The following is a 20,137-nucleotide window of genomic DNA, read 5'->3' as shown; positions in this document are numbered from 1 at the left end:
GCAGAGGTACCCCCGGGGGTATGTGTCGCCCCAGGTGGAGGAAGGCGCGGCGCTCGTGGGGCATGCCCCTACCGAGCGGTCACGCGTAGGGTCGGACCGGGACGGATCCCCGTCGACGAAAGGGCTGAGCACCATGGCGCAGGAAGTACGCGGCGTGATCGCACCGGGCAAGGACGAGCCGGTGCGGATCGAGACGATCGTCGTGCCGGACCCCGGGCCCGGAGAGGCCGTCGTGCGTGTCCAGGCCTGCGGTGTGTGCCATACCGACCTGCACTACAAGCAGGGCGGTATCAACGACGACTTCCCCTTCCTGCTCGGCCATGAGGCGGCCGGTGTCGTGGAGTCGGTCGGCGAGGGTGTCACCGACGTCGAGCCCGGGGACTTCGTGATCCTCAACTGGCGTGCGGTGTGCGGCCGTTGCCGGGCCTGTCTGCGGGGCAGGCCCTGGTACTGCTTCGACACCCACAACGCGAAGCAGAAGATGACGCTCGCCTCGACCGGCCAGGAGCTCTCCCCGGCCCTGGGCATCGGCGCCTTCGCCGAGAAGACCCTGGTCGCGGCAGGCCAGTGCACCAAGGTCGACCCGGCGGTCTCCCCGGCGGTCGCCGGGCTGCTGGGCTGCGGCGTGATGGCGGGCCTCGGCGCCGCGCTCAACACGGGCAACGTCGGCCGTGGCGACACCGTCGCCGTCATCGGCTGCGGCGGGGTCGGCGACGCGGCCGTGGCCGGCGCGAACCTGGCCGGCGCGGCGAAGATCATCGCCGTGGACATCGACGACCGCAAGCTGGTCACCGCCCGCACGATGGGCGCCACCCACACCGTCAACTCCAAGGACACCGACCCCGTCGAGGCGATCCGCGAACTGACCGGCGGCTTCGGCGCCGACGTCGTCATCGAGGCGGTCGGCCGCCCCGAGACGTACAAGCAGGCCTTCTACGCCCGCGACCTGGCCGGCACGGTCGTCCTGGTCGGGGTGCCGACCCCGGAGATGAAGCTCGAACTGCCGCTGCTGGACGTCTTCGGCCGCGGCGGATCGCTGAAGTCCTCCTGGTACGGCGACTGCCTGCCCTCGCGTGACTTCCCCATGCTCATCGACCTGCATCTGCAAGGGCGCCTGGATCTGGAGGCGTTCGTGACGGAGACCATCCAGCTCGACGAGGTGGAGAAGGCGTTCGAGCGCATGCACCAGGGCGACGTCCTGCGCTCGGTGGTGGTGCTCTGATGACCGTACGCATCGAACGCCTGGTCACCTCGGGGAAGTTCACCCTCGACGGCGGCACCTGGGACGTCGACAACAACGTGTGGATCGTCGGCGACGAGCGCGAGGTCGTCGTCATCGACGCCGCCCACGACGCCGAGGCGATCGCCGAGGCCGTCGGCGAGCGCCGTCTGTCGGCCATCATCTGCACCCACGCCCACAACGACCACATCGGCGCCGCGCCCGCCCTCGCGGACCTGACCGGCGCCACCATCTGGCTGCACCCCGACGACCTGCTGCTCTGGCACCAGACCCACCCGGACCGCGAGCCCGACGCCCATCTCGCCGACGGCCAGGTCATCGAGACCGCGGGCGCCGACCTGACCGTCCTGCACACCCCGGGCCACGCGCCCGGCGCGGTCTGCCTGTACGAACCCGGGCTGGCCACGGTCTTCACCGGGGACACCCTCTTCCACGGCGGCCCCGGCGCGACCGGCCGCTCCTACTCCCACTTCCCGACGATCATCGACTCGATCCGCGACCGCCTGCTCACCCTGCCGCCGGAGACCAAGGTGCTCACCGGCCACGGCGACCCGACGACCATCGGCGCCGAGGCCCCGCACCTGGAGGACTGGATCGCGCGCGGCCACTGAGGAACGACCGGTACCGCCTCGCGCCCGGCCGGGTGACCGGCCGGGCGTGACGACGGACACCGCGCCAAAGGCGACAGAAGATGTCCGGTTCACCCGGCACCCTCGAAGACGACATCGGTCGTACGGGTACGGGAGGTCGGACATGTCCGGACCGCTGGCAGGCAAGGTCGCCCTGGTCGCGGGGGCCACGCGCGGAGCGGGACGCGGGATCGCGGTGGAACTCGGCGCGGCGGGCGCCACGGTCTACGTCACCGGACGCAGCACCCGCGCCCGGCGCTCCGCGTACGACCGCCCCGAGACCATCGAGGACACCGCCGACCTGGTCACCGCGGCGGGCGGCCGGGGCATCGCCGTACCCACTGACCATCTCGTCCCGGCCGAGGTCCGCACGCTCGTGGACCGGATCGCGCGGGAACAGGGGCGCCTCGACGTCCTCGTCAACGACATCTGGGGCGGCGAGAAGCTCTTCGAGTGGGACACCCCGGTCTGGGAGCACGACCTCGACAACGGACTCACGCTGCTCCGCCTCGCCGTCGAGACCCACGCGATCACCAGCCACCACGCCCTGCCGCTGCTGCTGGAGGGGACCGGCGGTCTGGTGGTGGAGATGACGGACGGCACCGCCGAGTACAACCGCGACACCTACCGGGTCAACCTCTTCTACGACCTCGCCAAGGCGTCCGTCCTGCGCATGGCCTTCGCCCTCGGCCACGAACTCGGTCCACGCGGCGCCACCGCCGTCGCGCTCACCCCCGGCTGGATGCGCTCGGAGATCATGCTCGACGCCTTCGGGGTGCGCGAGGACAACTGGCGCGACGCCCTCGGCCGCGAGCCGCACTTCGCGATCTCGGAGACACCGCACTACGTGGGCCGCGCCGTCGCCGCCCTCGCGGCCGACCCCGAGGTGGCCCGCTTCAACGGCCGTTCCCTCTCCAGCGGCGGCCTGGCCCTGGAGTACGGCTTCACCGACCTCGACGGCAGCCGCCCCGACGCCTGGCGCTATCTGACCGAGGTGCAGGACCGGGGCAGGCCGGCGGACGTGACCGGGTATCGGTAGGCCATGACACGATCCGAGAGCACACGATTCCAGGGGTACGCCGTCCTCGTCACCGCCGCCGCCCGCGGCATCGGAGCCGCCACCGCCGGGCGGCTCGCCCGGGAGGGCGCGCGGGTCCTGGTGACCGACGTGGACCTGCCCGCGGCCGAGCGGACCGCGGCCGCGCTGCGCGAACAGGGCCTGGGCGCCGAGGCGTTCGGCTGCGACGTGGCGGACCGCACCTCCGTGGAGCGCGCGGTCGGCCACGCCGTCGACACCTTCGGCGCCCTCGACGTCCTGGTCAACAACGCCTACGGCTGCACCCCGGACGCGGCCCGCTTCGAGGACGAACCCGACGAGGCGTGGGCCCGCGACCTCGACCTCACCCTGACCGGCGCCTACCGCTGCTGCCGGGCGGCCCTGCCGCACCTCGCGGCGTCGGGGCGCGGCGCCGTCGTCAGCATCGGCTCGGTCAACGGCCTCCAGGACTTCGGCAATCACGCCTACAGCGCCGCCAAGGCGGGCCTGGGATCGCTGACCCGCACCCTCGCCGGGCACGCCGCCGGCCGCGGGGTGCGGGTCAACATGGTCGTCCCCGGCACCGTACGCACCACCGCCTGGGAGGGGCAGGAGGACCGCCTGGAGGAGATCGGCGGGCTGTACCCGCTGGGCCGGGTCGGCGAACCCGAGGACATCGCCGCCGCCGTCGCCTTCCTCGCCTCCCGGGACGCGGCCTGGATCACCGGGACGGCCCTCACGGTCGACGGCGGCCTCACGGCGGTCCACACCGGTTTCCACGCGGCCAGGGGAAGCCGGGGGGAGCGGGGAGCAACCGGCGTACGTCCTGCGGGACCTGGCGTGTAACCGTTGTGTCCCGGCGCGGTCGGCCGTGCAACTTTCCTCTCGTACTACCGGTCTACGCAACTGAGATCGCAGGACGTACGAGAGGGAGTCCGCCATGGGGGACATGCACAGACGGGGCGCCGTCGCGCTCGGGATCACCGCGCTGGTGGCCCCGCTCACACTCGCAGTCACCGCCGCGCCGGCCCAGGCCGCGAGCTGCACGACGCAGGCCGGCCCGTACCAGAAGCAGGTGGAGAAGTTCCTCGGCCGTCCGGTGGACGGCAGGCAGTCCGCCGCCGACTGCAAGGCCGTCCAGGCCTTCCAGACCAAGCACGGCATCACGCCGAACATCGGCTACGCCGGGCCGGTGACCTGGGGCGTGATGGACCTGATGAACAAGCAGAAGGCCGTCGGCAAGAAGCCCAACGCGGCCGGCAAGTGCCCGACGAACAAGGGCCGTATCGCCTGCGTGAACCTCACGCTCCAGCTCAGCTGGATCCAGGACGGCTCCAGGCTCGTCTACGGACCCGTCCCGGTGCGCACCGGACGCAACGGCTACGAGACCCGTACCGGCCTGAAGAAGATCTACTGGCGCGACATCGACCACGTCTCCAACATCTACAACGTGTCCATGCCCTACAGCCAGTTCTTCGACGGCGGCCAGGCCTTCCACTCCGTCGGCCTGAGCATGTGGAACCCGCCGGGCTCGCACGGCTGCGTCAACATGACGAAGACCGACGCCAAGAAGTACTGGTCTCTGCTGAAGAACGGCGACGACGTCTTCGTCTACGGCCGCAAGCCGGGCACCTGACGACACCCGGCCCGGCTGGCCGGTCAGGCCCCGGGGGCGTCCCCGAAGTCCGGGATGTCCAGCCGCGTCCCGCCCTGCCGCGCCGAGTCGTGCGCGATGATGCCCGGCAGGGTGTAGCGGGCCGCCACCCACGCGTTCACGGACGGCAGGGTGCGGCTCTCGACGGCGGTCACGAAGTCGTCCACCAGGAAGTGGTGGCTGCCCTCGTGGCCGTTGTGCAGGGTGTCGAACACCCGCGGCAGCCGGGAGCGGTCGTGCACCGGCGCCGAGCCCGAGGTGAACGCGGCCCGCAGCTCCGGGGCGATGTGCTGCATCGACGGGTCGTCGGGGGCGAGGGTGGGCCGGGGCTCCAGCAGGTCGCTGATGTCCTGCACCCCCTTCTTGTCCTGCCACAGCGCCACCGTGGCCAGCTGTTCCATGCTGGCCTCCGTGCCGAAGAAGCGGAAGCGCGACTCCCTGATGTGTGAGGGGTAGCCCACCCGCCGGAACTCGTTCGTACGGAACGAACCGCCGCCGGCCACGGCGAACAGGGCGGTGGCGTTGGAGAGGTCGTTGCCGAACTGGCTGATCTCCTTGTCGAACACACCGTCCTGGCGCTCGTCGGGAACCCCGATCGCGGACACGCTCACCGCGTGCGTGCGCCAGGCGCCGAGCACCCCGCCCACCGAGTGCGTCGGGTAGAGCAGCGGCGGATAGCTGGCGGTCGCCTTCCAGTTCTCGCCCCCGCTGTAGCGGTAGGCGTCGTAGAACCCCAGGTCCATGTCGTGGACGTAGTCGCCCTCGGCGTAGAAGAGCCGTCCGAAGGCGCCTTCGGCGATCCGGTTGCGGGCGTGCACGGTCGCCGGGTGGTACTGGCTGGTCTCGCCCATCATGTACGTCAGTCCAGTGGTGCGGACCGCGTCGACGATGTCCGCGATCTCCTCCACGGTGACCGCCATCGGGACGGCGGAGTACACGTGCTTGCCGGCCCGCAGTCCCTGGAGCACCAGGGGGCCGTGCGTCCAGCGCTGGGTGAAGACCGCGACCGCGTCGACGGCCGGCGACTCCAGCATCGCCTCGTACGAGGGGAAGGTGCCCGTGAGTTGCTGGGCGGCGGCGAGCCGTTCGGCCCGCTCGGGCAGCAGGTCGGTGACATAGACGTCGTCGATACCGGGGTGGGCCTGGAACAGCAGGGCGAACCGGCCGGAGAACTGGCCGGCGCCGACGATGCCGAGCGAGAACGTCATGGAGTGCGTGCCTTTCACTAGGACACTAGGAGAGGAACGTGTTCACCGCGGGAGCGGAACAATTATGACGTGAAGGGGTGGTTTCCGGCGCGAATCGACATGCGGGCACGCCCTCGTCGGATGAGCGGCGGTCCGGGTTCAGCCGGAGTTCCGGCAGATGGACGTGATCAGTAACACTGTCGCATATGCCCGATATGCTCCTGATTACTCACACGGCCTTCACGCAGCGAGTCGTATGCTTCACGGCATGTCCACCAGTGTTGAACCCGTATCCGACCGATCGGCGGCGGAGGTCAACGAGGAGATCCGGGCCCTGTGGCTCCGGTCGGGCGGGACACTGAGCGGCGAGCAGCGCGAGGAGTACCGGCGGCTCGTCCTGGAGTGGGCCGCCGCGGCCCCGCAGTCGCAGCGGGCGGCCTGAGGCCCGCCCTTCCGGGAACGGCGCGCCGCCGCGGCATCGCGGCATCGCCCCTGGCGCAGCGAGCGCCCGGGTGTCCTTCTCCCACCGGCTTCCCTGCGCCACGGCATCGCATGCGATGCCGTGGCCTTCGCGTCACCCCGTCCCGCTCGTGCCGGGACGGGCCATCATCCCCAAGTCGCCGAGTAGTAGCGCTGATAGGCCTTGCGGTCCTGCTCCGCGCGGATGTACCGGGTCGCGACCAGCGCGATCAGACTCACCGCGATCACCAGCATGCCGGGGCCGAGGTTGTCCGGGTCCGTGAGCACCGACAGCAGCGTCGAGTCCGTCGCGGCGCCCGCCACCGGAGCCGTCGAGCCCGGCAGGGCGGCGCCGGGAGCGATCGCACTGTGCGTGGCCGAGCCGGACGGGGCCGAGGAGGCGGCCGACGGGGACGTGCCCCCCTGGCCTGCGGCCTGCTTCGACACGATCAACTGCACCCCCAGCCCCGACAGAGCCCTGGTCACCGGCTGGAAGAACGTGGTGCCGCCGGTCGTGCAGTCCCCGCTGCCGCCCGAGGTCACGCCGAGAGCGATCCCCTCGGAGAACAACGGCCCACCGCTGTCGCCGGGTTCGGCGCACACGTTGGTCTCGATCAGGCCCGTGACCGTGCCCTCGGGGTAGTTGACCGTCGCGTTCATCGAGGTCACCGTTCCGTCGTGCAACCCGCTGGTGCTGCCGCTGCGGAACACCCGCTGCCCGACGGTCGGATCGGCAGCGCCCGTGATCCGCACCCCGTTGCCGTTGCCGATGGCCACGATGTCGGCACCGTCGCCCGCGCGGCCGCTCGCGTACTGCACCAGCGAGAAGTCGGCGCCGGGGAACGAGCTGTCCACCGTCCGGCCGACCTGCTGGGTGGCCTGGTTGTCGGCGAACCACAGCGAACCGCTGGGCCCGCAGTGGCCGGCCGTGAGGATGAAGTCGCTCTGCCCGTTGGTCACGTTGAAGCCCGCCGAACAGCGGCCCCCGGTCGACAGGATCGGCTGGGCGCCGTTGAGCCGCGTGGTGAACGCGCCGCCGGTGCGCTCCATCCGGACGAAACTGCCGATCCTGCCCGCCACTTGGGTCATCGCCGACCAGTCGGCCGCGGAGACCGTGCGGTCGGCCAGCACCACGACCTGGTTAGTGCGGGGGTCCACCGACCAGGCCGTGCCGGCCACCCGGGGCGCCGAACGCAGCGCCGTCGTGGCCGACTTCAGCTCGTTCATGCTGTGCCCGACCATCTTGGCCTCGGCACCCGCCTTGCGGACCTCGGCCGCCGCGGTCTCGTCGGTGACCGCCACGACCGGCTTGCCGTCGGCGCCGATCCAGCTGCCCGCCGTACGGGCGGTGCCCAGCCGCGACACGAGCTGCGCCCCGGTGTCCGCGACGGACTGCGCGGAGCTGCGCGGGACGGCGGACGCGGCCGGCTTCTCGCTCGCCATGGCCTGCGTCACCATCACCCCTCCCAGGAGGAGTCCGCCGACGGCCGTCAGTTGTGTCGCCCGCCGGACGACCCGTCGTCGTGCGTGCCTCATGCATGGCTCCCGAACCCCGAACGCGCGGTGGTCACACCGCGGGGCCCTCCGGTCGTCGAGCGCCCTGACTCCCATACGTACGCCGACCGGCGGGTGTTCACCGCGCGCAAGATCGGAACCGAACGCCCGGCTGCCGCGCGCGCCCCCGGACGTACCGTTCCGGCACACCGTCCAGCGCCCTATCTTGTGCCCCATGACACGCATCCCGCACGTCACGCCCGCCGAGCCGAACCCCCTGCGCGCACTCACCCTCGACCGCCTGCGACGTCGTACCAGCATGAAGTGGCGCACCTACCCGCAGGACGTGCTGCCGCTGTGGGTGGCCGAGATGGACGTACCGCTCGCCGAGCCCGTCGTGCGCGCCGTCACCGACGCGATGGAGCTGGGCGACACCGGCTACCCCGCGGGCACCGCCTACGCCGAGGCGCTCGCCGCCTTCGCCGCCGCGCGATGGTGCTGGGACGGACTCGAGGTGGCGCGCACCGCGATCGTGCCGGACGTGATGCTGGGCGTGGTGGAGATGCTGCGGCTGGTGACCGGGCCGGGTGACTCCGTCGTCGTCAACCCGCCCGTCTATCCGCCGTTCTTCCAGTTCGTCGGGCACATGGACCGGCGGCTGTGCGAGGCTCGGCTCGGCCCGGACCTGCGGCTGGACCTCGGCGCGCTGGAGGAGGCCTTCCGGCGGGCCGTGGCAGGCAACAGGCCCGCCGCCTATCTGCTGTGCAGCCCGCACAACCCGACCGGCACGGTGCACACCGCCGACGAGCTCACCGCGGTGGCCGCGCTCGCCCGACGGTACGGGGTGCGCGTGGTCGCCGACGAGATCCACGCGCCGCTGGTCGTCGAGGGCGTGGACTTCGTGCCGTATCTGAGCGTGCCGGGCGGGGAGAACGGCCTGTCGCTGATGTCGGCCTCCAAGGGCTGGAACCTCGCCGGGCTCAAGGCCGCCCTGGCCGTGGCGGGCCCCGCGGCCGCGGCCGATCTGGCCCGGCTGCCCGAGGAGGTGAGCCACGGCCCGAGCCATGTCGGCGTCCTCGCCCACACCGCCGCCCTGCGCGAGGGCACCGCCTGGCTGGACGCCCTGCTGGCCGGCCTCGACGACAACCGGCGCCTGCTCGCCGCACTCCTCGCCGAGCAGCTGCCCGCGATCGGGTACCGGCCGAGCGAGGCCACCTACCTCGCCTGGCTCGACTGCCGGGCGCTCGGCCTGCGCGACGATCCGGCGGAGGTCTTCCTGGAGCGCGGCCGCGTGGCCCTCAACTCCGGTACGGACTTCGGTACGGGCGGCACCGGCCACGTACGGCTGAACATCGCGACCTCACCCGAGGTGATCACGGAAGCCGTGCGCAGGATGGCGAAGGCGGTGGCCTGACGGCCGCGGCGCGGGTCCGCCGTGGCGGCGGTCCGCCGTGCCGCCGGTCTGTCGTGCGGCGGGTCTATAGCGGCGCGGGTCTGTCGCGGCGCCGGTTCTCCGGTCCGCCGCGGTGGCGGAGCGGGCGGCTGCCTAGACTGCGCGGCATGGACGAGACGTCGGTGGCCCGGCTCGGCGCGGGCAAGTATCTGCTGATCACCAGTTACCGCAAGAACGGCACGGGTGTGCCGACCCCGGTGTGGGTCGTGCGGGACGGCGAGGACGCTCTGGGCGCCTGGACGGTCGTCGACTCCTGGAAGGTGCGGCGGATCCGGGCCCGCGGCGACGTCCTCGTCGGCCCGTGCGACGTGCGGGGCAACCCGACCGGCGGCCCGGTTCCCGCCACCGCCGAGATCTGCGACGCCGGGACCACCGCCCGCTACCGGGACCTCATCGCCCGCAAGTACGGCATCGTCGGCCGGCTCACCCTCCTCGGCAGCCGCCTGCGGCGCGGGACGGACGGCACGGTCGGGATTCGGATCACCTTCCCCGGCTGAGCCGGGAGCGGGCCGGCCGCACGACACGGCCGGCCCGCACCGGATGCCCTAGGGCACGTCAAGCACCGTGCCGGTCAGCACCGGTCCGTCGCCCGGCTCACCGGAGTCGTCGGCCCACTGGAACCGCACCGACTCCTCGGGCTCGGCCACCTGGTCGCGCACGGTGGGCAGGCTCAGCTCCGCCTGGGTCCGGCCCGCGGGGACGGCCACCCAGAGGTACAGATGGTCCACCGCGGACAGCGGGCGCTCCGGGTCGGCGGACGCGCCGGTCATGTCCGCGAGCCAGGCCGGGTCGACGTCCTTGGTGGACAGTTCGGCGCCGCCGGACACCGGCCGCACCACGAAGGCGGCGTACGTGTCCGTGTCGGCGGGCTCCGACAGGGACAGACGCCAGCGCAGCGGCTGCCCCTCGGCCACCCGGTCCGCGACCGGCGTCACCGACATCTTCGGCATCGGGTCGTCGTTGCGCACCAGGATTCCGCCGTGGGGCGTGCCGACCACCGCGCCCCGGACGGCCTTCACGAACACGTCGTGCGAGACGTCGTAGGAGAAGCGGGTGTTGCCCTGCACCCGCACCCGTACGTCGATGCCTTGTCCGCCCGCCCGGACCGTCACCAGCCGGTCCTTCGCCTTTCCGGTGACGGGGTCGACGACGTAGACCCGTACCTGGCCGCTGCCGTGACCCGACACCCGCACCGGCACCCGGTAGGTGCGCACGCCGGAGTCGCCCTCCCGCACGGTGGTGGTGCCGAGGTCGACACGCGGCAGCGCGGACGCGCGCACGGCCGGGGTGCCCGGCCGCCAGGCCCAGGCGTCCATCAGCCAGGCCCGGCCCGACCGGGTCCGCGGGGTGAGACCGAGGGACTGCACCCGGCGCAGGTCGAGACCGGCGCGGGCGGCGGCCGTGAGCGGGACCCGTATCTCACGGGCCCAGTACGAGGAGGTCCGCTCCGTGCCCGGCAGACCGTCGACGCCGACCTGGCCGAGCGTGGCCCGCCGGCCGGCGGTGTCGGTGACGGAGACGTCCAGCCGGGTGCCGCGGGTGCCGGGCGGCACGATCACCCGCAGCGTCAGCGCCTTCGCGCCGCTCAGCGAGACCGGCTTCGCGGGGCGTACCCACGCCGTGCGGCCGGCCGACGACCAGTGCAGGGCCACGGCCCTGCGGCCCTTCTCCGGGTCGACGAACCAGGGGACGAAGTGCGGCGAGGACCCCCGCGTGCCCATGCCGAGACAGGCCGCGGCCGGGTCGGGATCCACCGCCGAGCACAGCTTCGCGCCGGACACCGTCACCGCGCCGTCCGGCAGGAACCCCGCGCCCCGGTTCCCGCCCACCGCGTGGGTCAGCACCCGGGCGGGATCCGCGGAGGGGGCCCGCCGTCCCGTGCCGTCGAGCAACTGGCGCGCGCGGTCGTCACCGGCGACGAACAGCCGGGCCGCGGTGGCGATGTAGGTGGCGCCGGCCCGGTGCTGCTGGTCGGCGGTCAGCCGGGTCGGGGCGTTCTTCGAGCACACCGGGTCCGGCTGTTCGGGGTCGTCCCAGAAGTCGTCCTCGGCGGGTGCCACGGCCTGCCCCGGGGTCCACTCGCTGTTGAAGAAGTTGTGGTCGGCGCCGACCACGTAGACGGCGCTGTGCAGCGCGGCGCCCCGGCCGACACCGCGGGTGCCGTCGACGTACACCTCGCCCTGGAGGTCGGAGACGTCACCGTCGCAGCCCGGCAGGATCGTCGCCGAGGGCACGTCGGCCACCGGGTTCTGTCCGAAGACCGTCGGTCCGATCAGCACGGTGCCGCGGATGTGCCAGCGCACCGGTCCGCGATAGCCGTCCTGGGCGGCGGGCGGGGGGTAGAGAGTGTCCATCGCGGCGCGGTTGACGCCTTCGCCGCCGCGCGAGTGGCCGACGAGCAGGACCCGGGACAGGTCGGCCCGCGGTGCCTGGCGCACCACCGGGGGAGCGCCGGCCGGGTGGGCGGCCCAGCCGGCCCAGCGGGCCAGGTGCTGCCGGACCAGCGACGAACGGGCCTGCGCGCCGCCGTCGTCGGCGGCGAAGTCCTGGCCGTTGATGCCGTTCGCGGACACCGACACCGTCACATAGCCCTGGGACGCGAGGAGTTTCTGGTCGCGCAGATAGCCGCGGTAGCTCGGGATCGGCTTGGCACCGGCCCGGCAGGGCCAGTCGCCGGTCGCTTCGGTCCCGGCGTAGCAGGTGGTGTGGCGGCCGTGCAGGAACAGCGCCAGCGGGCGCTTGCCGGTGGCGCCCTTCGGCGCCACCACCACGGCGCGCATCTCGACCGGTGCGGTGAACCCGGGCAGGCGCACCGGGGCGAGGTCGTACTCGCCGGTGAACGTGCGGTACGGCCCTGCCTTGCCGGGGTCGACCGAGCCCGCGGGCAGCGGGGCGGGCGGCTGCGCGGCGGTGACGGAGGGGATCCCGTCAGGGTCGCCACCGGGCGCGGTGGACGTGGATGGCGCGGTGGACGTGGTGGGCGCGTCCAACCGGCGCCCGCCGGCCTGTACTTGCAGGTCCGTCAGGCCGGTGGCGGGGGCACCGGCCAGGTCGAGCCGGAAGGTCCTGCCGTCGCGGTCGGCCGACGGCACGCCGAGCAGTCTGCCCGCGGCGTGGAACTCGACGCGCGCGTCCCCCATGGGCACGGGCACGGACGACCGCCAGACCAGAGCGCGCCCGTCACCCGCCCCGGTGAGCCGCCAGCCCGGTGGCAGCGCGTCGTCGGACACGGCTGCCGACGGCCGGCTCTCATGGGTCGGTCGGGCCTGTGCCAGTCCTGGTGATCCTGCCAGTGCCGCGAGCACCGCCAAGGCGGCGACTGCGGTTCGCCGGGCACGGAACAATGTTCCCCTCCTCCAGCCTCGTGCGCGGGCGCCCCGTCCGTAACGGGGGCCTCTCGCCTACCGGAGGAGGGCAAAGAGAATCTGTGGGTTGCCTGTGTTGTGCGATCCGATGCGGCAACGGAGCGGTTATCGGCCATACATGACCGTTTCGCGGTGGCCCCTCAGTGCCAGGCGCGGAAGGGCTCGTCGAGCAGCTGGAAGACGGGCTCGCCGCGGACCGGGTCCTTGGCCGTGGACAGCCGTACGCGGTCGCCGCTGTGGATGCCGATGAGCGGTCCCATCACCCGGCCCCGGACGACGAAGCCCTCGGCCATCTCGATGAGCGACACATTGCGCGCGGCGGGGGTGTTGCGGTGCACCACCGTGGCGTGGCGCACGGTACCCGTGCCCTCGCTGCGCTCGGTGCGCAGGTCGCCGCCCTGGCACGCCGGACACAGCAGCCGGTGGTACATCGCGGTGCCGCACCAGGTGCAGCGCTGGTAGAGGATCGTCTCGGTGTTCGCGGCCGCCGGTTCGAGCACGCCCGTGGCGGAGCCGGTTCCCTGCTGAACTGCGCTTCCTGAGTGGTGGTACACGCTGTCAACTCCCTGCGCCGGGCCGGAAACCGCGTGCCCGGAACGCCCGGGCACGCCCGTGCGCGGTTCGTCGTGCCGCCGCGCACGGCCACAGCGTATGGCACTGAGTGTCACTCGTAAAGGCACTCGGTACCCCAAAATTGCGGGGGAGTCAGTCGCGGGCCAGCGTGGTCTCGATCTCCTGCACCACGCGCCACAGGGGTGCCCCGCGTCGGGAGACGACCACGACGACGTCCTCCTGGTCCGCGGCCGGGAGCCCGGCGGCCGGCCCCGACGGCCGGGCGAAGGTCTCCTGGACATGGCCGAGGGCGTGGTCCACCGCGGCCCCTGCGTCGTCCTTCCCGTCCGAACGCAGCCAGGAGCGCAGCGCGTTGTTGTGCGCCGCGACCACGGCGGCCGCGATCACATCGGCCCGCAGGGTGCCGTCCGGCCGGCCGGCGAAGCGGGCGCGCAGGTACGCGGCCAGGGCGCGTTCGTAGCGCCACACCACCGACAGTTCGTACGCCCGCAGTCCCGGCACCTGCTTGGTGAGGCGGTAGCGCTGCACGGAGAACGCCGGGTTCTCGGCGTACATCCGCAGCACGAGCCGGGCCGCGTCGCAGACCCGCCGCACGGGTTCGTCCTCGTCGCCGCTCGCGGCCAGGAAGGCCGTCATGTCGGCAAGGCAGCGCTCGTGGTCGGGGAAGACCACGTCCTCCTTGGAGGGGAAGTAGCGGAAGAACGACCGCCGGCCCACCCCGGCCAGCGCCACGATGTCGTCGACCGTCGTCTGTTCGTAGCCGCGCTCCAGGAACAACTGGAAGGCCGCCGCGACCAGGGCGTCCCGCATGGGCGGCTTCGCGGCCGCCTCCTCCGCCTTGTCACTGGAGCTCATGGAGGGGAACGTAGCACCTGGTCCACCAGGATGGCACTCAGTTCCCTCTCGTGGGGGAACTGAGTGTCCCCCGTGAAGACTCCGCGTCCCCCGGCGTAACCTTCCTGCACCGCACGACACCCGCCGCACCCCAGTACACCTGCTGCACCGCAGGACACCCGCCGCACCCAGTACACCTGCTGCACCGCAGGACACCCCCTGCACCGCAGTGCACCCGCTTCCGAGGAGATCCCGGCATGCCCGCCGCCCGCCCCCGCGTCCTCTATGTCACCGATCTGGCGTACCCGGCCCGCGGGCGCCGCTACTGCGACGAGGACATCCTCCTCACCGCGCGGCTGCGCGCGGACTTCGACCTGGCTCTGTGCCATCCGCGGGACGCCGCCGCCCTGATGGACGCCTTCGACGCCGTCGTGGTCCGCAACAGCGGCCCGGTCCTGGCGTACCAGGAGCAGTACGACGCCTTCCGCGAGCGGGCGCTGCGCAGCGGCACCCGGGTCTACAACCCGCTCACCGGCAGCGCGGACATGGCCGGCAAGCAGTACCTCCTCGACCTGAGCGCCGCGGGCCTGCCCGTGATCCCCACCGTCGACCGCCCGGCCGACCTGGGGCGGCTGCCCGAGGCCGGGCGCTACATCGTCAAGCCGAAGCTCGGCGCCGACTCCATAGGCCTGCGCACGGTCACCGCCGAGGAGCTGCCCGGCCTCGCCGACGGCACGGTCCTGGTCCAGCCGCGGATCGACTTCACGTACGAGGTCTCCTTCTACTTCGTCGACCACGACTTCCAGTACGCCCTGTACGCCCCGGACCCCGACCGGCGCTGGGAGCTGCGGCCGTACGAACCCACCGCCGAGGACCTGGAGTTCGCCCACCGCTTCATCGCCTGGAACACCCTCGAGGCCGGCATCCAGCGCGTCGACGCCTGCCGCGCCCCCGACGGCCGCCTGCTGCTGGTCGAGCTGGAGGACCTCAACCCCTACCTCTCCCTGGACGCCCTCGACGAGACCCGGCGGCAGGCCTTCGTGGCCGCGATGGCGCGATCCCTGCACGGCTTCCTCGCGGGCTGAACCCGGGCACCGGCGCGCTCGTATCACTCCCCGGGGGCCCCGAGGTACCGAAGGAGAGCAGCGTGCCGACACCGCCCGAGCCCGGGGAGCCGTACGACCGCCCGGTCCTCGAACCGATCCGGGTCCTGCGCCCCCGCCGCACCGACGTGCTCGCCGAGCTGTTCCGCGAGATGACGCAGGACACCGCCTACGAGTCCGTGCCGGTGCGTGACGCCCCGGCCGCGGCCGAGGCGGACACCCAGGAACTGCCGCCCTTCCACGACCGGCCGGCCTCGCGGGACGCCGGTCCGGGGCGGTACGGCACCGGTCCGGGCGGGGGTGCCCAGCGGTACGGCACCGGACCGGGCTGGGGTGCGGGGCAGCGCCGGGCCGCCATCGCCCTGGGCGTCTGCGCGGCGGCCCTCGTCGGCTTCGCCGGCGCCCTCCTGCTGCCCCGCATGAACGACGCCGGCGCGGCCGCGCCCGCTGCGCCCGCTCCGACCGCTTCCGCTCCGACCGCCGCGGCGTCCGCCGACCCCGACGGCGCCGGCACTCTGCGCGAGGGCGACTCCGGCCCCGAGGTGACCGACCTCCAGCAGCGCCTGCTGCGCATCCCGAACGTGTACGACCACGGAGCCGCCGACGGCCGCTACGGCGCCGACCTCACCGCGGCGGTGGCCCGCTTCCAGGTCTGGTACGGCATCCGGGGCGACGAGTCCGGCGTCTACGGCGACGACACCCGCCGCGACCTGGAGGCGCGGACGAGCGGCGGCTGACGGCCGGAGAATCGAACGCCGGGCAATAGCTGAGGAAAACGCCGTGATCGGGGTGCGGGGGCTGGCTCACGATGATCTCGGGGGCCGACGCGACGGGGCGGCCGGCCCGCCTCGAACGAAAGCCGTTGCGATGATCGGCTCCCGCATTCCGGGCCTGCTGCTGCCCGCCGCCTTCCTGCTGGCCCTCGTCGTGGGCGCGTTCTGGTACTGGAGGCACCGCGACGACGACTGATCGTCCGGCCCGCGCGGTCAGCGGGCGGCCGCGCCGTGCTCCACGAGCGCCTCGGTGACCACCCGGACGCTGCGTGCGATGTGCTGGAGCTGCATGACCTCGGCCGCGTACAGCTTGATCGTGTGCTCGATGACCGACTCGGGCAGGCCCAGCCGCGGCAGATCGGCGCGCGCGGTCTGGAGCGCGGTGCGGGCGACCCGGATCTCCTGCTGGACCTGGATCATCGCGTGCCGGGCCAGGAGCACGGGGTGGCGCAGCAGTACCGGGTAGCTCGAGTAGCGGGCCGGAACGAGTTCCCGCAGCCACTTGGCCGCCGAGCGTTCCCAGTCGTAGCTGCCTGGCGTCTTGACCTGGCAGGGCCAGTCCGGGCTGATGCGCGTCGTCGTGAGAGCCATGATCATCGCTTCCGGGTGTGCGGCGTCGGGACGGGTGGTCCGACGAGGTGGGGCGGCCCCGGTCCAGGGGACGACCGGAGCCGCCACGGGCGCGCGCAGGCGACGCCCGACCGCGCCCCGGCGCCGACGTGGGTAGGGACGGCGGGCTCGGGGCGGGTGCGGCCGTCAGCAGTATTTATATATGCCGTTCGCTTTGCAAGGTGCATGAAAACATTCATGCGCGATCTGTTCTGAATGATCCGTGTGTGACGCCGTTTGGCCGCGGCGGACACCCGGCCGTGCCGGGGCCGCCGTCACTCCCGCAGGAAGAACTGGTGCTGCTCGGAGATCTGTTCGTACTCCTCCAGCCGCGCCTGGGTCCGTTCGGGCCCGGCGTCCGTCATCGCCTGGAGCAGCGCGGCGGCCAGCACGCCCGGCGCCGCGTAGGAGTCGAAGACCAGCCGGGAGCCGGTGCCGGTGGCGAAGGTGACGTCGGCCTCGTCGGCCAGCGCCCCCAGCGCCAGGTCGGTGATCAGCGCGACCTTCAGTCCCGCGCCCCGCGCGACCCGCAGCGCGGCCAGGGTCTCCTGCGCGTGCCGGGGCATCGAGAAGGCCAGCACCCAGGTGCCGCCCGCCGCACGGGACTGGAGCAGCGCGTCGTAGGCGACACTGCCGCCCAGGGTCACCAGCCGCACGTCCGGATGGACACGGCGCGCCGCGTACGCGAAGTACTCGGCCAGCGACACCGAGATGCGCAGCCCGAGCACCGTCAACGGCGACGACTCCGACAGGGCGCGGCCGATCTCGATGACCCGGTCGGGATCCGCGAAGTCGCGCCGCAGGTTCTCCAGGTTCTCGATCTCGGCGTCCACCGCCGCCTGGAGCTCGTTGCCCCGGTTCACCTCGTCCGCCGCGGGACCGCCAGCCAGGGTGCCCAGCGCGATCGCCTGGAGCTTCTCGCGCAGCGCGGGGTAGCCGCTGAAGCCCACCGCGGCCGCGAACCGCGTCACCGAGGGCTGGCTGACGCCCACCCGGTCGGCGAGGTCGGTGATCGACAGGAAGGCGGCCTCGGTGATGTGCTCGATCAGGTACTGCGCGATACGCCGCTGCCCGGGAGACAGATGGGGCCCGTCGAAGAGCTCCCTGAGCCGGGAGGTGGGGGAGACCTCCGCCTGAGGGTCGGTCTTCCCCGACGTGATCGCCGATGCCTGTGCGCGCGCCTGCTGCAACGAGGGGGCCGGCGCGTCTTCTTTGTCTCCCACAGAGACTCAACATAGCTCACCCACCGCGGTGACCAGGGATTGTGGAGCAGGCTCCGGGGCTCAGCACACCGGTGCGGATATCCGGGCGCACCCCGGGCACCCGACGCCGAGGAACACCGACCCCGAGCAGGCAGGCGAACACACATGGGTGCGCTCAGCGCATGGGAACTGACTCTGGAACACCACTGGGAGGCCCTGTGGGCCCGCGTCGTCGGCAAGGAGCCGGTCGAGCTGCTCGCCGCGCTGCGCCGCGAGTGCGACGACCACGCCGTGGTGTGCAGCGAACGCCTCGTCGTGGTCCCCAACGCCTACGACGTCGAGCTGGACGCCGCCGTCCACGACGAACTGACGCGCCGGGACAGCCACGTGGGCCAGGCCCTGACCGACAGCCTGGCCCGGCACGCGGACCGCGAGGGCTACGCCTGGGCGGGGCCGCTCACGGTCCGTGTCGTGCGGTCCACGCACCTGCCCAACGGCCGCTACCGGGTGACCGGCCGGGCGACGGCCCACGTCGGCGCGGAGGCCGTCGCCGACCGACCCCGGGACCGTCAGCGCCGGTAGATCGTGATCGAGTGACCGACCTCGTCGATCTCCTGGCTGCCGTGGATCAGCGCGGCCAGCCGGCCCGTCGCCTTGGCCACGGCCGAGTCGGACACGACCAGCAGCCCGTGCACGTCGGCGGCGGGCCGCCTGCGCGGATCGGCCGCGTGGATGCCGTAGTACGACGGCACCCCGCTGCCCTTGTACACCAGCCAGACCCGCTTGCCCCGGTAGCGATCGCGCAACCGGTCGGCCAGCGCGCCCAGGTCCTGGCCCCAGTCCACGTTGGAGTCGTGCAGCCGCAGATGGGTCTTGGCGGGCCCGCCGAACGCCTCGTTGGAGTAAGGCAGGTAGTACGGGAACGTGCGCACCGAGCTGACCGCCACGAACAGCACCAGCGTCCATGTCACCACCGGCGTCCACCGCAGGCGTACCGCCAGCGCACAGCCCGCCGCCACCGCCAGGAACACCGGCATGAACAGCGCGTAGCGGGTGCCGAAGTCCCGCGACCCCAGCATGGCCGCAGCCAGCAGCACGGCCGTCGGCGCGAGCAGATAGGGCGCGGCGGGCCGCAGCCGTCGTACCGTCACCAGCGCGAGCGCGCCCGCCGCCCACAGGGCCAGCATGCCCAGCGGCGTCTTCACCAGCAGCGCGGCGGGCAGGTAGTACCAGAGCGAGCCGGAGTACAGCCGCCCGAACAGGAAGCCCTTCCAGGGGGCGTTCTCGAAGGCGAACTGGATGCGCATCCCGTCCCGGTAGGCGTCCGGGAAAGGCATCAGGCGTACCAGGAGGCCGTGCAGCCCGTGCGCGGCGGGGACGGGCTGCTCGGGCGTCCACCGCAGCCGCGGATCGACCGCCAGATACGTCGCCCACACGACGGCGACGGCGGTCAGCGCCACCACGGTCATGCCCGTGACGGCTCCCATGAGCGCGCCACGCCGGTCCGCGCCGAGCCGCGACAGGGCGCCGCGCGGGGCCGTGCCGAGCCGCGACAGCGCGCCACGCCGGGCCGGGGGAGCGGCGGGGGCCGCGGGCGGTACGTCCGCCCGGCGACCGTGCCACACCCACACGGACCCGGCGGCCAGGGCCATCAGCACCGGAACCGCGGGCAGCGCGGACATCTTCGTGGCCAGCGCCGCGCCGAGCGCCACCCCGGACAGCGGCAGCCAGAGCCGGGGGCGCCGCCGGGCCCGCCACACCAGCCAGACCGAGGTGACCAGGAACCCGGTCACCGGGAGATCGAGCGTGGCGAGCGAACCCTGCGCGATCACATCGGGGGAGAAGGCGTACAGCGCGAGCGCCGCGACCGCGCCCCGCGCTCCGACCAGGTCCCGGGCGAAACCGAACACGACCAGGCCGAACAGCAGGGTCAGCGTGATCACCGGCAGCCTCGCCCACAGCATCAGCCGCCAGGGGTCGTTCCCGGACTCGTACAGCAGATGGCGCCCGACCTGGCCCTGGTCACCGGTGAAGGCCAGGTCGACCTGCGGATCGGCCAGCGCCACCCCGACCCCGACGATCAGCTTCCCGAGCGGCGGATGCTCGGGGTTGTAGCGCAGCCGGTGCTCGTGCAGGGAGACCGCGGCCGTGCCGACGTACACCGGTTCGTCGATGGTCGGGGTCTGCCGTAACGCCGTGGTCACCATCGCCACGGCCATCTGGGCCAGCAGCACGGCCACGACCAGCGGCAGCACCCGGCGGCGGTGGCGCCGCAGCCACTGCCGGGGCCGCCCCGCCGCCGTGGCCGGCCCGGCGGTGGCCGCGCCGGTGGGTTCCTCACGGTCGAGCACGACCGTCGTCTCTTCGCTCGCCATCATCCGCCCCCGGCGTCCGCCCTGTGTGTGGTGGCGGGAGCGCTCCTGAGTCGCCGCATGGACGTACTCTGCCTCAGCTCCCGCCACGCAGGGCGGCACCGCTTCAGGAGTCGTACCGGCAGACCTTCCGCCGTGTGAACAGGTACGGCTC

Annotated in this window: 19 protein-coding genes; 11 read left to right on the top strand and 8 right to left on the bottom strand. The window is 72.8% G+C overall.

Annotated elements, in window-relative coordinates:
* Positions 1-133: 133 nt before the first annotated feature.
* From ACZ7OY_RS27350 to ACZ7OY_RS27330, 5 genes are all read left to right on the top strand, one after another.
* Complete coding sequence (locus ACZ7OY_RS27350) at positions 134-1,222, top strand: S-(hydroxymethyl)mycothiol dehydrogenase (RefSeq protein ID WP_385531570.1); 1,089 nt, start codon at positions 134-136, stop codon at positions 1,220-1,222.
* Positions 1,222-1,851, top strand: coding sequence for an MBL fold metallo-hydrolase (locus ACZ7OY_RS27345; RefSeq protein WP_471913809.1), 630 nt, complete (start codon positions 1,222-1,224; stop codon positions 1,849-1,851). Before ACZ7OY_RS27350 ends, ACZ7OY_RS27345 begins: the two co-directional genes overlap by 1 nt.
* 142 nt (positions 1,852-1,993) lie before the next feature.
* Positions 1,994-2,908 (top strand): SDR family oxidoreductase, encoded by a 915-nt coding sequence (locus ACZ7OY_RS27340; protein WP_471913808.1) that lies wholly within the window; start codon positions 1,994-1,996, stop codon positions 2,906-2,908.
* Between the two features lie 3 nt (positions 2,909-2,911).
* Complete coding sequence (locus ACZ7OY_RS27335) at positions 2,912-3,751, top strand: SDR family NAD(P)-dependent oxidoreductase (RefSeq protein ID WP_471913807.1); 840 nt, start codon at positions 2,912-2,914, stop codon at positions 3,749-3,751.
* A 94-nt stretch (positions 3,752-3,845) separates the two neighbouring features.
* Complete coding sequence (locus ACZ7OY_RS27330) at positions 3,846-4,541, top strand: L,D-transpeptidase family protein (protein WP_471913806.1); 696 nt, start codon at positions 3,846-3,848, stop codon at positions 4,539-4,541.
* A gap of 23 nt (positions 4,542-4,564) precedes the next feature.
* On the opposite strand, the gene ACZ7OY_RS27325 is transcribed toward ACZ7OY_RS27330, so the two are convergent.
* Entirely contained in the window at positions 4,565-5,767 is a 1,203-nt protein-coding gene (locus tag ACZ7OY_RS27325) for a Gfo/Idh/MocA family protein (RefSeq protein ID WP_471913805.1), read from the bottom strand.
* Between the two features lie 235 nt (positions 5,768-6,002).
* On the opposite strand from ACZ7OY_RS27325, the gene ACZ7OY_RS27320 reads away from it, so the two are divergent.
* Complete coding sequence (locus tag ACZ7OY_RS27320) at positions 6,003-6,188, top strand: hypothetical protein (RefSeq protein WP_351619541.1); 186 nt, start codon at positions 6,003-6,005, stop codon at positions 6,186-6,188.
* Positions 6,189-6,352: 164 nt separating this feature from the next.
* Here ACZ7OY_RS27320 and ACZ7OY_RS27315 read toward each other — a convergent pair whose 3' ends face one another.
* Positions 6,353-7,741 carry a S1 family peptidase gene (locus tag ACZ7OY_RS27315; protein ID WP_471913804.1) on the bottom strand — a complete coding sequence of 463 codons (1,389 nt, stop codon included), beginning with the start codon at positions 7,739-7,741 and terminating at the stop codon, positions 6,353-6,355.
* 193 nt (positions 7,742-7,934) lie between these two features.
* Between ACZ7OY_RS27315 and ACZ7OY_RS27310 the strand changes: the two genes are divergently transcribed.
* Both ACZ7OY_RS27310 and ACZ7OY_RS27305 read left to right on the top strand, forming a co-directional pair.
* Positions 7,935-9,113: a MalY/PatB family protein gene (locus ACZ7OY_RS27310; protein WP_471913803.1), complete on the top strand. Its 1,179-nt coding sequence runs from the start codon at positions 7,935-7,937 to the stop codon at positions 9,111-9,113.
* 146 nt (positions 9,114-9,259) lie between these two features.
* Positions 9,260-9,649, top strand: coding sequence for a PPOX class F420-dependent oxidoreductase (locus ACZ7OY_RS27305; RefSeq protein ID WP_471913802.1), 390 nt, complete (start codon positions 9,260-9,262; stop codon positions 9,647-9,649).
* Between the two features lie 48 nt (positions 9,650-9,697).
* Here the strand turns inward: ACZ7OY_RS27305 and ACZ7OY_RS27300 are convergent, their stop codons facing one another.
* The 3 genes from ACZ7OY_RS27300 to ACZ7OY_RS27290 all read right to left on the bottom strand — a co-directional run bounded on the left by ACZ7OY_RS27300 (position 9,698) and on the right by ACZ7OY_RS27290 (position 13,945).
* Positions 9,698-12,496, bottom strand: a complete 2,799-nt coding sequence (locus ACZ7OY_RS27300) for an alpha/beta hydrolase family protein (protein WP_471913801.1) — start codon at positions 12,494-12,496, stop codon at positions 9,698-9,700.
* A gap of 161 nt (positions 12,497-12,657) precedes the next feature.
* Positions 12,658-13,071 carry a Zn-ribbon domain-containing OB-fold protein gene (locus ACZ7OY_RS27295; RefSeq protein WP_351616765.1) on the bottom strand — a complete coding sequence of 138 codons (414 nt, stop codon included), beginning with the start codon at positions 13,069-13,071 and terminating at the stop codon, positions 12,658-12,660.
* A 151-nt stretch (positions 13,072-13,222) separates the two neighbouring features.
* A complete protein-coding gene (locus ACZ7OY_RS27290) occupies positions 13,223-13,945 on the bottom strand; it encodes a TetR family transcriptional regulator (protein ID WP_351616768.1) in 723 nt (240 codons plus the stop codon).
* A 236-nt stretch (positions 13,946-14,181) separates the two neighbouring features.
* On the opposite strand from ACZ7OY_RS27290, the gene ACZ7OY_RS27285 reads away from it, so the two are divergent.
* Together ACZ7OY_RS27285 and ACZ7OY_RS27280 are read left to right on the top strand one after the other, a co-directional pair.
* Positions 14,182-15,009: an ATP-grasp domain-containing protein gene (locus ACZ7OY_RS27285; RefSeq protein ID WP_471913800.1), complete on the top strand. Its 828-nt coding sequence runs from the start codon at positions 14,182-14,184 to the stop codon at positions 15,007-15,009.
* 62 nt (positions 15,010-15,071) lie between these two features.
* Positions 15,072-15,764: a peptidoglycan-binding domain-containing protein gene (locus ACZ7OY_RS27280; RefSeq protein WP_471913799.1), complete on the top strand. Its 693-nt coding sequence runs from the start codon at positions 15,072-15,074 to the stop codon at positions 15,762-15,764.
* A 249-nt stretch (positions 15,765-16,013) separates the two neighbouring features.
* On the opposite strand, the gene ACZ7OY_RS27275 is transcribed toward ACZ7OY_RS27280, so the two are convergent.
* Together ACZ7OY_RS27275 and ACZ7OY_RS27270 are read right to left on the bottom strand one after the other, a co-directional pair.
* The gene (locus ACZ7OY_RS27275) at positions 16,014-16,397 is read right to left on the bottom strand and encodes a hypothetical protein (RefSeq protein WP_471913798.1); all 384 of its coding nucleotides are present in this window, start codon (positions 16,395-16,397) and stop codon (positions 16,014-16,016) included.
* 287 nt (positions 16,398-16,684) lie between these two features.
* Positions 16,685-17,632 carry a MurR/RpiR family transcriptional regulator gene (locus ACZ7OY_RS27270; protein ID WP_471913797.1) on the bottom strand — a complete coding sequence of 316 codons (948 nt, stop codon included), beginning with the start codon at positions 17,630-17,632 and terminating at the stop codon, positions 16,685-16,687.
* Between the two features lie 144 nt (positions 17,633-17,776).
* On the opposite strand from ACZ7OY_RS27270, the gene ACZ7OY_RS27265 reads away from it, so the two are divergent.
* Positions 17,777-18,193: a DUF3662 domain-containing protein gene (locus ACZ7OY_RS27265; RefSeq protein WP_471913796.1), complete on the top strand. Its 417-nt coding sequence runs from the start codon at positions 17,777-17,779 to the stop codon at positions 18,191-18,193.
* Here the strand turns inward: ACZ7OY_RS27265 and ACZ7OY_RS27260 are convergent.
* Positions 18,181-19,989, bottom strand: coding sequence for an ArnT family glycosyltransferase (locus tag ACZ7OY_RS27260; protein WP_471913795.1), 1,809 nt, complete (start codon positions 19,987-19,989; stop codon positions 18,181-18,183). The genes ACZ7OY_RS27265 and ACZ7OY_RS27260 overlap by 13 nt on opposite strands.
* Positions 19,990-20,137: the final 148 nt, after the last annotated feature.

Source organism: Streptomyces sp. NPDC107559 (assembly GCF_055657365.1).
Note: the sequence above shows the minus strand (reverse complement) of the source record. Positions and strands in the feature narration are given on the sequence as shown.